This window comes from Luteibacter sp. P1_D3 (assembly GCF_056406135.1).
In genome coordinates this window covers 1-15,923 of sequence record NZ_JBFUAT010000011.1, presented here as the reverse complement: position 1 = coordinate 15,923, position 15,923 = coordinate 1, and the positions used below count along the sequence as shown (strand labels likewise).

Annotated in this window: 11 protein-coding genes and 1 pseudogene; all 12 read right to left on the bottom strand. The window is 66.7% G+C overall.

What is annotated here, in order from left to right:
- Positions 1–8 precede the first annotated feature (8 nt).
- Positions 9–2,204 (bottom strand): type II secretion system secretin GspD, encoded by a 2,196-nt coding sequence (gspD, locus tag AC1DYM_RS09325; protein WP_477337693.1) that lies wholly within the window; start codon positions 2,202–2,204, stop codon positions 9–11.
- A gap of 36 nt (positions 2,205–2,240) precedes the next feature.
- Positions 2,241–3,014, bottom strand: a complete 774-nt coding sequence (locus AC1DYM_RS09320; RefSeq protein ID WP_477337692.1) for a hypothetical protein — start codon at positions 3,012–3,014, stop codon at positions 2,241–2,243.
- The gene (gene gspM / locus AC1DYM_RS09315) at positions 3,011–3,607 is read right to left on the bottom strand and encodes a type II secretion system protein GspM (protein ID WP_477337784.1); all 597 of its coding nucleotides are present in this window, start codon (positions 3,605–3,607) and stop codon (positions 3,011–3,013) included. The genes AC1DYM_RS09320 and gspM overlap by 4 nt, the downstream gene beginning before the upstream one ends.
- On the bottom strand, positions 3,594–4,835 hold the full coding sequence (locus tag AC1DYM_RS09310) for a PilN domain-containing protein (protein WP_477337691.1): 1,242 nt from the start codon (positions 4,833–4,835) through the stop codon (positions 3,594–3,596). Before AC1DYM_RS09310 ends, gspM begins: the two co-directional genes overlap by 14 nt.
- Positions 4,832–5,686, bottom strand: coding sequence for a type II secretion system minor pseudopilin (locus AC1DYM_RS09305; protein ID WP_477337690.1), 855 nt, complete (start codon positions 5,684–5,686; stop codon positions 4,832–4,834). Before AC1DYM_RS09305 ends, AC1DYM_RS09310 begins: the two co-directional genes overlap by 4 nt.
- Positions 5,683–6,348, bottom strand: a complete 666-nt coding sequence (locus tag AC1DYM_RS09300) for a prepilin-type N-terminal cleavage/methylation domain-containing protein (protein WP_477337689.1) — start codon at positions 6,346–6,348, stop codon at positions 5,683–5,685. Before AC1DYM_RS09300 ends, AC1DYM_RS09305 begins: the two co-directional genes overlap by 4 nt.
- Complete coding sequence (locus tag AC1DYM_RS09295; RefSeq protein WP_477337688.1) at positions 6,345–6,764, bottom strand: prepilin-type N-terminal cleavage/methylation domain-containing protein; 420 nt, start codon at positions 6,762–6,764, stop codon at positions 6,345–6,347. Before AC1DYM_RS09295 ends, AC1DYM_RS09300 begins: the two co-directional genes overlap by 4 nt.
- Positions 6,761–7,201, bottom strand: coding sequence for a GspH/FimT family protein (locus AC1DYM_RS09290; protein WP_046966915.1), 441 nt, complete (start codon positions 7,199–7,201; stop codon positions 6,761–6,763). The genes AC1DYM_RS09295 and AC1DYM_RS09290 overlap by 4 nt, the downstream gene beginning before the upstream one ends.
- A 15-nt stretch (positions 7,202–7,216) precedes the next feature.
- Positions 7,217–7,642 carry a type II secretion system major pseudopilin GspG gene (gspG, locus tag AC1DYM_RS09285; RefSeq protein ID WP_071924881.1) on the bottom strand — a complete coding sequence of 142 codons (426 nt, stop codon included), beginning with the start codon at positions 7,640–7,642 and terminating at the stop codon, positions 7,217–7,219.
- 26 nt (positions 7,643–7,668) lie between these two features.
- Positions 7,669–8,886: a type II secretion system inner membrane protein GspF gene (gene gspF, locus AC1DYM_RS09280; RefSeq protein ID WP_477337687.1), complete on the bottom strand. Its 1,218-nt coding sequence runs from the start codon at positions 8,884–8,886 to the stop codon at positions 7,669–7,671.
- Positions 8,887–8,894: 8 nt separating this feature from the next.
- Positions 8,895–10,610 carry a type II secretion system ATPase GspE gene (gene gspE, locus AC1DYM_RS09275; protein WP_477337686.1) on the bottom strand — a complete coding sequence of 572 codons (1,716 nt, stop codon included), beginning with the start codon at positions 10,608–10,610 and terminating at the stop codon, positions 8,895–8,897.
- A 220-nt stretch (positions 10,611–10,830) separates the two neighbouring features.
- A pseudogene (locus tag AC1DYM_RS09270) lies at positions 10,831–15,923 on the bottom strand (beta strand repeat-containing protein); the annotation flags it as partial.

The window sequence follows — 15,923 nt, the reverse complement described above, 5'->3', positions numbered from 1 at the left end:
CCCCTTTCCTAGCTCGCGCCAGCGGATTCGAGGGAGGCCATGGCCGCCTTGCCGTCCTTCGGCGCGACCGTGCCGAAAGGCTTCAGGGAGCGGAAACGCTGGCGATAGTCATCCGAAATACGCTTCGCATCGTCGGCATTGGCGATCACCCTGGGCGTGATCAGCACGATCAGCTCCGTCCGCATCAGGTCTTCGCTACGGCCGCGAAACAGGGCGCCGAGCCAGGGTATCCGCGACAGGCCAGGCACGCCGGCGTGTCCACGGCTGTCGCGCTGCCTGATCAAGCCACCCAGCAGAACCGTCTGTCCGCTCTGCACGGCGACCTGCGTGTCCAGCTTCCGCTTGGCGATCGAGACGTTCTGACCTGGCGCACCATCGTCCGCCCGACTCACCTCCTGGGCCACGTCCAGATAGACCATGCCACCCGGGTTGACGCGAGGGCGCACCTCGAGGATCACCCCCGTATCCTTGTAGGTAACCTGCCCGACTTCCTTGCCACCCAGCGACGGATTGACGAACGTCTGGGTGACGGGGATCTGGTCGCCCACCTGGATGCGGGCCTTGTGGTTGTTGACCACCACGAGAGACGGCGCGGAGAGTGTTGTCGTATTGCCGCTGGTTTCCATCGCACGCAGGGCCACCTGGACATTCTTGTTCACGAAGGAATAGAAGAACGTGTCGGGACTGAGGGGTTTGGCCGCCGCACTGCCGAGCGCCCATTGGTGTTTGTTGCCTGGCTGGCTCACCGCTCCGCTGCCGCCAGCCAATCCCTCCAGATACCACTGCACACCGAAACGGAAGTTGTCGCGAAGGACCACTTCGAGGATTCGGGTTTCGATCTGCACCTGCAACGGAATGGCATCGAGCCGCTCGATGGCCCGGCGGATATCGGCCCACTGCGACGGCCGCGCATGAACCATCAGCTGGTTGTTCGCATCGACGGCAGTGATGCGGATGCCCGAAGCGTGACCAGCCGACGATGTCGCGTTCGGTGCCTGGAAGAACGAAGCATCGCTGTCGGCTGCGTCCGGGTCGGCAGGATTGTCGGTGATACCGAAGCCCGGCTCCCCCTCACCAGGAGGCGCACCTAGCGCGGTGCCTGTGAGTCCGGGGACGATCGGCGCTTGTGGCGCATCTCCACTGACGGCGCCGCCGAATATATTGCCGACGTAGCGCGCGACATCCGACGCCAGCAGGTTGCGTACGTCGTAAACGAATAGCCTCGGCTCATTACCGCCACCGCGATCGATACGTTCGATCCACCCGCCGACCTGTTCGATGTGATCGGCTTGCGTCGAGATCACGACGATCGCGTTGGTCCTCTCGATGGGAATGAAACGGATGAGCCCGGCGACCGGCGCACCGCTCTTCTGGCCGAATACCGATTCAAGCGCGGGCATCAGTTCCGCGACGCTGGCATTGCTCAATCCGAAAACACCCACCGACATGCCGCTCACCCAGTCGACATCGAAGGTATCGATGGTCTTCGCAACATTGTCCAGCTCGTCGCGCGTACCCGCGACGACGAGGACGTTGCGCGCGGGATCGGCCAGGAGGATGGAATCCGCGGTCGCGAAGGGCGTGAGCAGCTTGACCATTTCCGGTGCCGCGACGAAACGCAGCGGGAAAAGACGCGCACTGAGTCCGTCGCGGGGAGCATTCGCACCGAGGCTGGGCGCAAGTTTGCCGGCAACCGCTTGCGCCGTCGGCACGATGGTGTACCGGCCGTGCTCACGGATCAGGGCGTTTCCTGTCCACGAGAGCAGGTTCTCGAGGATCGGCAACGCATCCTCGCGTTTCACCGGCTTGGATGTGGAGAACGACACCGAGCCGCTAACCCCCGGCGCCAGCGAATAGTTGGTGTCGAGCAGGTCGCCGAGGATCGCCTTGACGACCGCCTCGATCGGCTGATCTTCAAAATTCAGCGTTACCGCGCCTTCTCCAACGGCAGCCGGGCGCGGCTCCTTCAAGGGCTGCGGTTGAATGAAACGACCGGTGCCATGACTGATCTCACGCTGCGTGGCGGAACCGTCCGCCGCCGGTTCCCCACCGGACGCCAATGGCAGCGTCGATGGAACCGGTTTGTCGAGACCCGCGAGCGCTTCGCGTTGAATGTCACCGTAAGCGGATCGTTTCGTGTGCGAGGCACAGCCGGCCGCAAGCATGGCCGCCGCGACGGCGATGCCCAGATTGAGTCGCTTCATGTTGTCCTTCCTTCCGTGGTGGGCGCTTCATGCGCCCTACTGCGAGTCCTGCGCTTGCTGCCGCTGTTGTTGTTGCTCCATGCGGCGCTTCTGTACGGCTTGTTTCAACGCTTCGATCCTGGCCTGCTGAAGCGCACTGTCGTCTTGCCGCGGCGGCGTATCGCGCGCCGGCGCAGCAGGCGTGTGCGGCAAGGCGGGGCCGGTCATGCCGCTGCCAGAGACCTGCTCCACGTGCACGCCACTGCCCGAAGGCGCCGGCGCGTTTCGCGGTGGTTGCGAAGGCTGTCCCGCCTGTGCGCCGCCCCGCGGGGCATCCTTTGTCAAGGCTTCGGGCGCCGCGACCTTCAATGTCAGCTCGCGCCGCTGGCCGCCGTTGTCGAAGATGGCGCTACGGGGGGTCAGCGAGGCCAGCGTCCAGTGCCCATCCGACAAGGGCGAACCTTCCTTGACGCGCACCGTCATGTCCTTGCCGCGATCTCGCAGCAAGGCCATGCGCAGGCCCGACGTCATGATGATGCCCGTGAGTTCAAGATCGCCGATGTTGCTCGACGAATCGTCGGTGTCCGCGGCGGCTACCGGCTTGCGATCGGCCATGAAGAGAGGCCGCTGCCAAACTTCCGCATAGCGGTTCAACGGTGACGTCGTTGGCATCACCGCGGCTCGCAGGGGTGGCAACGCTTCCGGCGCCGCCGGATCGTCCCAGCGCACGCCCTGCCCGATGCCCATGACGAACGACGCAGCCGTACATCCCAGCGCCAGCGCGACGATGGCCAGGAGCGGGGTCAGTCGACGTTGACCGGCGGCATTCATGTGGCCGCCTTCGCCGCGCGAGCGGCATGAATGTACCCAGACACGGTGAACTGCACTTCCATCGGCGCAGCGGCGCCTGACCGCGCGGCTACCGGATTGCGATAGATGCTGAAGTCCTCAATGAAGAGGTACGGCGTCTCGTCCTCGATATCGTGGAGCACAGCTGTCATCGGCTGCATCTGACACCGCAGGCTGATATTCACGGTGACCTTCCGGTAGGGATCGCCCGCCTTCTCCTGGCTCGGCACAGGCATCTTCTGCACGACGTCGCAGGCGCCGTCTTCCTTATGTGCGGCCGCGACATCCACGATGCGTTGCATGAGGCCCGCGGCGGCGGCGTTCGTGTCGTCGCCGGCGAGGAAGGCATCGCTGCGTGTCTGGCCCTGCTCCAGCGTGGCCAGACGTTTCTCCAGTTGGGGGCGTTCGGCGATGGCAGCGGCATAACGACGTTGCGTATCGCGCAGATCGTCCATGTCGGCGGCAATCGTCAGCTGCGGGGCGACGAACCACCAGTGGACCAGCGCGAAGTAACCGATCGCGACAGCGACGACCAGCAGCACGATCGCGGCGACACGGGACTCAGCGGGCTTCATTCGCACGGGCGTCCTCCTTCGGCGCGGCAGTGGCGGCTGCGGCAGCCGCCTTCGTCGACGCGGGTGCAGGCGCCGGGGCGCTCGTCGCCTTCGCAGGCGCCGCGGCGACGGGCTTCGGCATCAGCGCCTTCGCCTGCATATAGAAGCGTTCCTTGCCAGAAGTGGGGTCGGCCTGGATGGTGCCCTGGAAGCTCGGCTCACCGATGCTGCGAGCACCCTTCAGCGCGTCGATGAGGCGGGCGGCCTGGGGACTCTGGCCCTGGAAGCCGATCTGGCCGGTCGCATTGAGCGTGAACCGCTCCAGCCAGGTGTCGTCGGGCAGGCGATGGGTGAGTTCATCGAGGACGGGCAGGATCGAGGGCGATTCGCTTTTGCGACGCACGAGGAAGCCCGAGGCACCGACACTGTCCATGAGCCGCTGACGCAGCGCCTTGACCCGCTGCGCGTCGGATTGCATGGCCTCGACATCGGCGCGCATGGTATCCAGCGCGACCTGGCGGTTGTGCAACCACGCCGCCATGGCACCGAGCAGCAAAAGCACGATGGCGGCGACGAGTGCGAGGTTCAGCCGACGTCGGCGATCGACCCGTCGTGGGGCGCGCGACGGCGGCAAGAGATCCACGCCGGCCAGCTGGTAGCCGAGCGGCACATCGACCCGGTCGGGGGCGACACGGAGCGCCGTGAGTTCGTCGAGCAAGGGATCGAGGGACACGCGGGGCGTCGCCGCGAGTTCGGCGACGAAGCGCCCCTCCGGGCCGCCCTCCCCCAACTCGCGCACGCCGAAGTGGATGTCTTCGGCACGGAAGGGTGTCTGTCGGTCGATGTCGTAGCCGACGACCTGGCGCAGGTTGTCGCGCGCGGCGATCGGCAACACAAGGCGACGCCGGAGTACCTGGGCCGCCGGCATGAGCAGGGCGATACGGCGATCGGCGGGGTCGCACTCGCCCAGTGCACGCGCCAGCAGGGCAGCGCGATGATCGACGGTGTCAGTGTCGTGGGCATCCGCGATGGTCAGGCTCTCGCCCGCTCGCCGCAGCTGCCACAGACCTTCGCCGCGTTCGAGGACGTACCAGCGCTCGCCACCGGCGAAGGCCTGCCGCCAGCGGACGGGCAGCAGCGCCGACAACTCGCCACCCCACCAGCGCAGAAAGCCCGGCAGCGCGCTGCCGCGCCAGGCACGGCGCAGGCGGTCGAACTGGAGTTGGGAGGCGTCCTGCAAAGCGGTCATTCAACATCTCCTTCGCGCCAACGCAGTATCGCGTAGGGCTGGTTACCGGATCTTATCCCACGTAGTCGGATGGTCGATGTAAGGAAACTACGGGTCCCGTCGTCAAGGATGGCCTCCGCACGTATCGTGTGCGTGACACCGTTGCCGCCGGCGACCGACGCGCCATTGACTTGGCCGCGGGTCGCCAGGATCGCCGCGGCACCGGCGTCGCCCAGACCGGGAATCGACGCCAGCGCGAGTGGCTGCGCGTGTTCCGTATTCGGTCGCTCGCGGCCCGACCAGATGGTCAGCACCGGTGCGACGGCGGTCCAGATCGCCGGATCCATGCCGAGCACCATCCGCGCTTCCTCGACCGTGGCAAACGGGCCGTTTCGCGGGCCGTAACCGAGGCCCGCAGCGTCGTATTGGGGCTTTTTCGCGCCGTTGGGCGACGCGGCGTCGCCGGGACGGCGCCAGTCCTGGATCGCCGCGGACAAGCTCTTTGCCTTGTCATCGTTGGCACCGGCGGCCTTGAACAAGCCGGTCAGCACCTGGTCGGAGGCGGCGTTGAGATCCACCTTGCCGTCTTCGTCGACCACGGTGATGTTGACGGTGGCGTCGTCGAACACGAACACGTACGGTCGCCCATCGGCGATCCAGCGTGCGTCGGGATCGGTCGTCTGCAAGCCCTCGATCGCGCGGACCATACCCGCCTCCGCGGCGTAATGGGCACGCGTCTGCGCGAACTGGTAACGCGCCTGCAGGCCTTCGGTTCGCGCCAGCGCGGCGAAGCCGCCCAGCATGATGGCCAGGAGCGTGCAACCCCACAGGACGATGAGCAGCGCAACCCCGCGTGTACGTGCACGATTCATCGGACCACCGGCCCGCGTGTGCCACGCGTCAGCGAAAGACCATTGCGGGCGGCCGATGCATCGATGCGGATCGGTGCGACCAGGGTGGGGAACAGCACGTTGCCGCCTACCTCGAGTTCGACGCGGACCAGCGACGGCGTTCGACGACCGTCGTCCCAGCTGTCCTGCCAGTCGCCGGGGCGATTCTGGTCGTCCATGCCGCGATAGGAGATCGCTCCCTTCCGGATGCCTCGAAGCAGGACCTGGGGCTCGCCGATCGGCTGGGGCGCACCGCCGTCCGGGGGCAGCATCGCGAGCGTCACTTCAAGACGAAGGCTTTGGCGGCCGTCGTCGACCAGGGCGACGGTCTGTAGCTGCGGTCCCAGTTTCGACAGATAACCCGGCATGGGTGCGACATACCGCAACGTGCGCGAGGTACCGGAGAACACGATGGGCTCGCCATCATCGGTCTCGTCGAAGGGCACGGCGAGCGCCTGGGCCAGTTCGCTGCGGAGGAATCCCTGGGCGGAGCGGATCTCGTCCATGCGTTCGATCGCCTGGTCGCCGCTGCGCACGATACGCGATGCCGTACTGATGCCCGAATACACGCCCAGCAACACGAGCGACAGCAAGGCCAGCGCGGCGAGCACTTCCATCAGGCTGAAGCCGTTCGTGCGCCTCATGGCGAACCATCCGTGTTCGCGCCGCCCATGCGCAGCGTGGAGAACCGCGCATGACGCACGTTGTCGTCCGCTCCCCACATGACGTCCAGGTCCAGTCGATACACTCGGCTGGCGACGACGCCATCCGTCGGCGGTTTCGCGTCGGGCGTGACATAGCGGGTCACGTTCATGTGCCAGCGATAGGTATCGTCGAAGCGCCCGTCGCTATCGCCCTCGCGCAACGGCTCCATGACGAAAGCGCCATCGAGCAGCGTGCGTGCACGCAGCGCCGCCTGGGTGCGCTCGTTGGCACGGGCCGTGAGGCTCATCGAACTGCCGGCAACCTGCATGAGCGCGGCGAACGCGATGGCGAGGATGGCGATGGCAGCGATGATTTCGAGCAGGCTGAAACCGCGCTGGTTACCGGGGCGTGTCACTTCGAGTCCACCACACTCACCGCGCCGGTCAGCCATGCCACGTTGACGTGCCACTCGCGGGTTCCGCGCGTCAGCGTGACCCGACCACCCGTCGAACTGCCATCGGGAAAGAAGCGAATACGACCCGTGGTCGCGTTGGCTTGGTCCTCGCGTGCACTGGTGATTGCGACGCGCATGTCCTTGGGCAAGGCGACGACCGACTTGCCTGGCGGTTTATAGGACGAGGAAGAGGTATCCACTTCGAGGGCCAGGCTTTCGCCCTTGACGATCGACTGCGCGCGCGTCCAGCGCAAGGCGGCGGCCAGCTCGCCACTCGCGGCGTTGACGCGCGCGCTGGCGAGACCCTGTGTAATCGGAATCGAGACTGCCGCCGCGGCGATCGCGATCAGCAGGATCACGGCCAGCATTTCGAACAGCGTGAATCCGCGCGTATGCATGGCCGTGCAGGTCGCTTACTGCCAGTTACCGACGTCGGCGGAATAGCCGTCGCCGCCGGCCTTGCCGTCCTGGCCATAGAACACCAGGTCGAAGCTGCCGTGTTCACCCGGGTAGCGATAGCCGAAGGCATGACCCCACGGATCCTTCAGGTCCGATTCCTTCGCATATGGGCCCTGCCAGTTCTGTGCGTCGCCCGGCTTGGCAACGAGGTCGCCCAACTCGTGCGGCGGGGCGCCATTGTCGAGTGCGTAGTTTTCGACCTTCTGGCCGAGAGTGACCAGCTGAGCCTTGCCCGCGCCGTACTTGCCCTTGTCGACGTTCTTGCCGACCTGGGTCACGACGATGGCGCCGATGATGCCGATCAGGACGATGACGGCGAGCATTTCGAGCAGCGTAAAGCCGCGGGATTGGCGGGGTCGAAGCGTACGTGTCACGCGCATGGCAGAGCTCCTTGGAACGAATACGGTCAGTTGATATTGCTGGTGAGGCTGAGAAGCGGCAGCAGGATCGCCGCCATGATGAAGGCGACCATGACGGTCATGACGATGGTGAGTGCCGGCACCAGGGCTGCGAGCAGACGATCGATGGCCCGCTTGGCTTCAATGTCGAAAGTGTCGGCTACCTTGAGCAGCATGGTGTCGAGCGCACCGGCTTCCTCACCCACCTGGATCATCTGCAAGGCAAGGCGGGGAAACCGCTCCGTCTGGGCGAGCGAACTACCGAGTCCCGCGCCGCCCTTGACCCGTTCCGCCGCCTGTTCGAGCGCGAGGTCGAGTGCCCGGTTACCGGTCACCTGCCGGGCGATGGCCAGGGACGACAGCAGAGGCACGCCATGCTTCAACAGCGTGCCGAGGGTACGCGCGATGCGTGCCGTTTCCACCTTGAGCAGCAGCGGTCCCGATACCCGCATCGTGAGCAAGCGTGCGTGGAAGGCGAGCTTGGCGTCGGGGTCGCGAAGGCGCAGACGCACGAAGACGCCGAAGACGAACATCGCCAGGGCGAGCGCCCACCACCAGTCGCTGATCACCGTGCCGAGGGCCAGAACCACCTTGGTAATGAGCGGGATCGGCACCTGCATGTCGGCGAAGATCGGCACGAACTGCGGAACGACGTAGGCGAGCAGCAGGACCAGCGAGCCAAGTACGCCAACCATGAGAAAGGCAGGATAGATCAACGCATTGATGATGCTGCCGCGCAGGGCCTGCGCCCTCTCGAGGTAATCGGCGAGTCGACGCAGTGTCTCGTCGAGCGAACCACCCGCTTCGCCAGCCCGCACGAGGCTGACATACAGGCGGGGAAAAACACCGTTCTCTTCGTCCAGCGCCGTTGAAAGCGTCGTGCCGCCACGAACCCGGTCGCGCACGCGCTCAACGAGGTTTTTCGCGCGCTCGCCTTCCGGTAGATCCAGCAGGATACCCAGGGCGCGATCCAGCGGCTGGCCGGCGCTGAGCAGCGTCGCGAGCTGGTGCGTGAACTGGGCCAGCTGATCGCCGGTGAAAACACCTTTGCGGAACAGCGCCGCGAAGCCGCCACCGCTCGCGGCGCCCTCGGCGGGCGCGGCTTCCAGTGGCGTATGGCCCTGGTCCTGAAGACGTGCGACCACGTCTTCCACGGACGCGGCTTCCATTCGGCCGGTGAGCGCTTCGCCGGCGGCGCTGATAGCTCGGTAACGGAACTGGCTCATGGCAGGGCCTAGGATTCCTGGGTGACGCGAAGGACTTCTTCAATCGTAGTGACGCCCGCCACCGCTTTGGCCAGGCCGTCTTCGTACATCGTGCGCATGCCTTCGGCACGCGCCAGCCGCTCGATTTCGCCAGCATCGGAACGCTGCATCACCAGGCGACGCAGCGGATCGCTCATCACCAGGAATTCCATGATGGCGCGGCGGCCGCGGTATCCGGTCGGATTGGTCGCGCTGGTACCGGGCTTCCACAGCCGGATCGGTCGCTCGTCGGTGTATTTGTGCAGTTCGAACTGCTCGACAACCTCGGGCAACGCTTCGTAGGGGATCGCCGTTTCCGGATCCAGGCGGCGCACCAGTCGCTGAGCGAGAATGCCGTTCACCGTCGACCCGAGGAGGTAGTCTTCCACGCCCATGTCGAGCAGGCGCGTGATGCCGCCGGAGGCGCTGTTGGTATGCAGCGTGGACAGCACCAGATGTCCCGTCAGGGCGGACTGAATCGCGATGCGGCAGGTTTCCAGATCGCGCATTTCGCCGATCATGATGACGTCCGGATCCTGGCGGACGATGGAGCGCAGCGCGCCGGTGAAGTCGAGGCCGATCTGCGGCTTCACCTGGATCTGGTTGATGCCCTCGATCTGGTATTCGACCGGGTCTTCGACCGTGATGATTTTTACGTCGGGCGTATTGATCTGCGACAGCGCGGTATAGAGCGTGGTCGTCTTACCCGAGCCGGTCGGCCCGGTCACCAGCAGGATGCCGTGCGGGCGGTCGAGCACCTCGACGAAGCGGTCGCGGAAGTGGTCGGTGAAGCCCAGCGATGCGAAATCGAAAACGATCGACTCTCGATCCAGGATACGCATGACGACCGACTCGCCGAAGCTCGTCGGCACCGTGGACACACGCAGATCCAGCTCCTTGCCCTGAACGCGCAACTGGATGCGACCGTCCTGGGGCAGCCGCCGCTCCGCGATGTTGAGGCGGGCCATGATCTTGAGGCGGGAGATAACCGCGGCCGTGGAACTCGACGGCGGCGCTTCGACTTCATGCAGCACGCCGTCGATGCGGTAGCGCACCTTGAGGCGGTTCTCGAAGGGTTCGATGTGTACGTCCGACGCCCGTTGTTCCACGGCGCGCTGGAGGATCAGGTTGACGAGGCGGATCACCGGCGCTTCCGAGGCGAGATCGCGCAAGTGCTCGACGTCGTCCTCCTCGGTAGCGTTGCCGTCGAGGCTTTCGACGATGCTGCCCATGGCCGAACGACCCTGGCCGTAGTAGCGCTCGATCAGCCCGTCGATTTCCGAACGCAGCCCGACGCGCAACGGCAGGTCACGACCGGTGGCCAGCTTCACCGCTTGTAGCGGGTAAGGATCGGCCGGGTCGGCGACAAGGAGGGCGAGACCGTCCTCGCCTTCACGAACGGGGGTGACGTGGTACTGCTTGAGAAAGCGTACCGACAGTTCGATGTCCGCGGGCGGAAGGTCCGGAGCGTCCTTGGCGGCCAGCAGGGTGAGGCCGAGCAGTTCGGCCCAGGCGTCGGCCAGATCTCGCTCCGATACCAGGCCCAGACGGGCCATCAGCGAGGTGAGGGTACCCTCCGGCGTCTCGTCGTGCAGGCGCCGGGCCCGCGCGAGGTCGGTGTCCTTAAGGCGGCCGTGCGCCACCAGGTGCGCGCAGACCTGAGCTTCTCCGGGTTCGCCGGTCAGCATATCCCTATGCTCAGTCATCGCAGACATGCCTTCCTCACGGTCCGTTAAAGCGGTCGATCCACGCGATCGTTCCTGACCGCGCGGGCCGCTATTGGTAGCACATACCGTGCGTCGACGGCGACCGTGAATCCCGTGTTCCGCGACGTGGCGCAACAAGAGGAAGCCGGCGTCGCCGCCGGCTTCCGCGCCCTCCGGGCCTACCCGTAGGATTTCGCCGGGTTGATTACCAGCCGATGCCTACGCCAACGCCTCCCGAAGTCTCACCGCCGCTGATCGCGGCGCCGAAGGTCAGGGCCGCCTTGGGACTGAGGCTGCGCGAGAAACCGACCGACATCGCACCCTGCCCCTTGTAGCCGCCAACGCCCACGCCGAGCCGGTTATCACCGTTGACGCTCTGCGTGCTGAAGGCCATCTGCGACATGGCCGCACCCATGGCGCCCACCTTGTTCAGGCGGTCGTTGAGGTTGCTGAAGCGATGATCGACCTCGCGCTTGTACTCATCGAAGGCACCGCCGCTCACGACATCGCCGAACTTCTGGTCGGTGTACTGCTTGGCGCTGTTCAGCGTGGCTGCATCGCCCTGGTCGGCATAGGTCTTGGCCGTGGCTACCGCCTGGTCCACCTGGCTGACGTTGGCGGCATCCGTGCCCGCCGTGCCCGCGGCGACGTTGGTGATGCGCCGTTCGGCACCCACCGCGCCCACCGAGACCGTATTGGCCTGGTCGGCCACCGAGCCGGCGCCGAGGGCGACGCTGTTGGTCGCCGCCGCCGTCACCGTCGCACCGTTGCCGACCGCCGTGCCGTTGTCGGCGCCCACGCTGGCGTTGTTGCCCACGGCGATGTCGGTCGGGTCCTTGGCGTAGCTACCCGTGCCGATCGCGATGCCGTTGCCCGTTCCGGGGACGACGGCCTGTGCCGTCACGGGCGCCGCAGCGGCCACAGGGGCGACGGCTGCCGATGTGACAGCCGGTGTGACAGCTGCCGCCATCACTCCCTGCGTGGTCGAGGATGCGGGCGTCGCCGCGACGTCGTTGCGGCGAATCGGCGTCGTCCCCGTGCCCGTGCCGCCGGTCGACTTCGACTCCAGGTTGCCGACACGGCTGTTCAACGACGTCAGGGCGCCGTCCAGAGCACCGACCGCGTCGCCTACCGTGCCGTACGAGCCACCCTGCACCCGATAGACCGGACCGACGAACCCGCTGGCACCCATCGTCGCGCCGCCGCCCAGGGCCATCGCCACGGCATTGCCTGCCGCATTCGAGGTTCCCGCGAAGGCGCCCGAGAGTGCCGTGTTCAACTGGCCGAGGTTCACCGCGTCCGTGGTCTGCGTGCCGGCGGCCACGTTGGTGATCTGGCGGTTGTTCGTCGCACTACCCACCGATACCGTGTTGGCTCGCGTCGCCAGCGATCCATTGCCGAGGGCGACCGAATTAACGCCCAGGGCCCTGGCGCTGTCGCCGATGGCCGTGGCGCCCGCCGCGCCGGCGTTGGCCGAGGCACCGATCGCGGTGGACGACTCCTTGCTCGCCGTGGCGAAGGCGCCGTTGGCGGTCGAGAGATCGCCGCTCGCGCTGCTTCCTGCGCCGGTCGCGATGGCCAACTGACCCGTGGCGCTCGCATCGTCCGAGCCGTCGGCCGCACCCGTCGCCGAAACGTAGTGGCTGGCGCTGCTCACGCTGTCGGACAGCGTATTCAGCTGCTGGACGTTGACGGCATCCGTACCCTGCACGCCCGCCGCGACATTGGTGATCTGCCGCTCGCTCCCGCGGTCGCCCACCGACACCGTATTGGCGCGGGTGGCGAGCGAATTCGAGCCCAGAGCGACGCTGTTGGTGGCGGCGCTCTGCACGGTGCTGTTGGCGCCGACAGCGACGCCATTCGCGCCGAGGGCTGTCGAGAAATCACCTACCGCGACACTGCTGGCACCGGACGCCCAGCTATTGATGCCCAGCGCGGTGGCGTTTACGCCTGGCGCATAGGCGAAGTAGCCCAGCGCCGTGCTGCCAACCCCCTCGGCGGCGGCCACGCCACCGAGCGCCGTGGCGTAATCCGCCGTGGCCTGGGCACCCGCACCGAAGGCGGCGGCACTATCGCCCGTTGCTCCGGTATAGATCAGACCTACCCCGGGCAAGTTGCTCGGCCCACCGACGGCGACGGAACCCGCGCCCGATGCTGTCGTCGATGTACCCACGGCGGTCGAATAATCGCCGGTGGCATTGGCGACGGCACCCAGGGCGGTGGACTGCGCACCGCTGGCATAGGCACCCACGCCGACCGAGGTCGCCGCGAACCCGCCTGCCTGCGCGCTAGCGCCGACGGCCGTGCCGCCGACAGCTGCACTGGTCGCGCCTGTGTCGATGGGATTGCCGTTATTGTCGGAGATCAGAGGATTGCCATCTTCGTCGACGGCCACGCCGCCGACCGCGACACTACCCGGGCCGTTGGCCTGCGCACCGGCGCCGTAGGCGGCGCTGTTCTGGCCTGTGGCGACGCTGCCGAAGCCATTCGCCGTCGCATTCGTCCCTGTCGCGACCGCACCGCTGCCGGTAGCCGTGGCGCCATCGGCACCGGCGAAGGCACCGGAGCCGGACGCCGTCGCGTACTGGCCCGTCGCCTGCGCATCATCGGAACCGTCGTTCAACCCATTGGCTTTGAAGTAACGCGTCGCCCCGCTTACCGACGAATCGAGCTGACCCTTGTTCACCGCATCGGTATCTTCCGTGCCCGCGGCGACATTCGTGATCTGCCGCTCGCTACCCGCCGAACCGACCGACACACTGTTCGCCCGATCGGCCAGCGAACTCGCACCCAGCGCAACAGAATTGGCTGCGGATGCATAAGACGACTCACCGATCGCCGTGCTGCTGGCGCCATCGGCCCAGCTGTTCCAGCCGAGTGCCGTGGCATAGTCGTTGGTGGCCCAGGCGCCTGCACCGAAGGCGGACGCACCGAGACCGGTCGCCTGGGCGGGCATGAAGCCGAAGAAGGTGCTGCCACCCACGGCGACACTTTCATCGCCGGTAGCTTGTGCGCTTTCACCGACCGACACGCTGCTCGCACCGGTCGCTGCACTCTGCGTACCGACGGCGGTCGACAGAGCCCCAGTCGCATTGGCGACGGCACCCACCGCGGTGGCCTGGGCGCCGCTTGCGTAGGCGCCGACGCCGAACGAGGACGCGGCAAAACCACCGGCCTGTGCACTCGCACCCACCGCCGTACCGCCCACGCCCGCGCTGGTCGCGCCGGTGTCGACCGGCACACCGCCATTGGTGATCAGCGGATTGCCGTCTTCGTCCACAGCGACACCGCCGACGGCGACACTACCCGGGCCATTGGCCTGGGCACCGGCACCATAGGCCGCGCTGTTCTGACCCGTGGCGACGCTACCGAAGCCATTCGCCGTCGCATTCGTGCCGGTCGCCACGGCACCGCTACCGGTGGCCGTGGCGCCATCGGCGCCAGCGAAGGCACCCGAACCCGACGCGGTAGCGAACTGGCCCGTCGCCTGCGCATCATCGGAACCGTCGTTCAAACCGTTCGCCTTGAARTARCGCGTCGCGCCATTCACCGACGAATCAAGCTGCCCCTTGTTCACCGCATCCGTATCTTCGGTGCCCGCCGCGACATTCGTGATCTGCCGCTCGCTACCCGCCGAGCCCACCGAAACGGTGTTGGCTCGATCGGCCAACGAGCTCGCGCCGAGGGCCACCGAGTTGGCCGCGGACGCGTACGACGATTCACCGATCGCCGTGCTGCTCGCGCCATCGGCCCAGCTGTTCCAGCCGAGCGCCGTAGCGTAATCATTGGTTGCCCACGCACCGGCACCAAAAGCCGACGCGCCAAGCCCGGTCGCCTGGGCGGGGATGAAGCCGAAGAACGTGCTGCCACCCACGGCGACACTTTCATCGCCAGTAGCCTGTGCGCTTTCACCGACCGACACGCTGCTCGCGCCGGTCGCTGCACTCTGTGTACCGACGGCCGTCGAGAGAGCGCCGGTGGCATTCGCCACCGCGCCGACCGCCGTCGCCTGCGCACCACTCGCATACGCACCGACACCGAACGAGGATGCGGCAAAACCACCGGCCTGTGCACTCGCACCGACCGCCGTACCGCCCACACCCGCACTGGTCGCGCCAGTATCCACGGGCACGCCACCGTTGGTGATCAACGGGTTGCCGTCTTCGTCCACGGCCACGCCGCCTACCGCGACACTACCCGGGCCATTGGCCTGAGCACCGGCGCCATAGGCCGCGCTGTTCTGACCCGCGGCGACGCTCCCGAAGCCATTCGCCGTGGCGTTCACACCGGTAGCCACCGCACCGCTTCCGGTTGCCGTGGCGCCGTCAGCACCAGCGAAAGCACCGGAACCCGAAGCCGTCGCGTATTGACCGGTTGCCTGCGCGTCGTCGGAGCCGTCGTTAAGTCCATTCGCCTTGAAGTAGCGTGTCGCTCCGCTCACCGAGCTATCGAGCTGGCCCTTGTTCACTGCATCGGTGTCCTGCGTACCGGCGGCGACGTTGGTGATCTGCCTTTCGCTACCTGCGGCACCTACCGAGACGCTGTTCGCCCGATCGGCCAGCGAACTCGCACCCAGCGCAACAGAATTGGCGGCGGACGCATAAGACGACTCACCGATCGCCGTGCTGCTGGCGCCATCGGCCCAGCTGTTCCAGCCGAGTGCCGTGGCATAGTCGTTGGTGGCCCAGGCGCCTGCACCGAAGGCGGACGCACCGAGACCGGTCGCCTGGGCGGGGATGAAGCCGAAGAAGGTGCTGCCACCCACGGCGACACTTTCATCGCCGGTAGCTTGTGCGCTTTCACCGACCGACACGCTGCTCGCACCGGTCGCTGCACTCTGCGTACCGACGGCGGTCGACAGAGCCCCAGTCGCATTGGCGACCGCGCCCACTGCCGTGGCCTGCGCACCACTCGCATACGCACCGACACCGAACGAGGACGCGGCAAAACCACCGGCCTGTGCACTCGCACCGACCGCCGTACCGCCCACACCCGCACTGGTTGCGCCGGTATCGACCGGCACACCGCCGTTCGTGATCAACGGATTGCCGTCTTCGTCCACAGCGACACCGCCGACGGCGACACTACCCGGGCCGTTGGCCTGCGCACCTGCGCCATAGGCGGCGCTGTTCTGACCTGTGGCGACGCTGCCGAAGCCATTCGCCGTCGCATTCGTCCCTGTCGCGACCGCGCCGCTGCCGGTTGCCGTGGCGCCATCGGCACCGGCAAAGGCACCGGAGCCGGACGCCGTCGCGTACTGGCCCGTCGCCTGCGCATCATCGGAACCGTCGTTCAAACCGTTCGCCTTGAAAT

Bases quoted from the DNA above. Each gene is read 5' to 3' on its own strand.
- gspE (WP_477337686.1), bottom strand. From the start codon at position 10,610: ATGACTGAGCATAGGGATATGCTGACCGGCGAACCCGGAGAAGCTCAG.
- gspM (WP_477337784.1), bottom strand. From the start codon at position 3,607: ATGAAGCCCGCTGAGTCCCGTGTCGCCGCGATCGTGCTGCTGGTCGTC.
- AC1DYM_RS09300 (WP_477337689.1), bottom strand. From the start codon at position 6,348: ATGAGGCGCACGAACGGCTTCAGCCTGATGGAAGTGCTCGCCGCGCTG.
- gspG (WP_071924881.1), bottom strand. From the start codon at position 7,642: ATGCGCGTGACACGTACGCTTCGACCCCGCCAATCCCGCGGCTTTACG.
- AC1DYM_RS09305 (WP_477337690.1), bottom strand. From the start codon at position 5,686: ATGAATCGTGCACGTACACGCGGGGTTGCGCTGCTCATCGTCCTGTGG.
- AC1DYM_RS09290 (WP_046966915.1), bottom strand. From the start codon at position 7,201: ATGCATACGCGCGGATTCACGCTGTTCGAAATGCTGGCCGTGATCCTG.
- gspF (WP_477337687.1), bottom strand. From the start codon at position 8,886: ATGAGCCAGTTCCGTTACCGAGCTATCAGCGCCGCCGGCGAAGCGCTC.
- AC1DYM_RS09320 (WP_477337692.1), bottom strand. From the start codon at position 3,014: ATGAATGCCGCCGGTCAACGTCGACTGACCCCGCTCCTGGCCATCGTC.
- gspD (WP_477337693.1), bottom strand. From the start codon at position 2,204: ATGAAGCGACTCAATCTGGGCATCGCCGTCGCGGCGGCCATGCTTGCG.
- AC1DYM_RS09310 (WP_477337691.1), bottom strand. From the start codon at position 4,835: ATGACCGCTTTGCAGGACGCCTCCCAACTCCAGTTCGACCGCCTGCGC.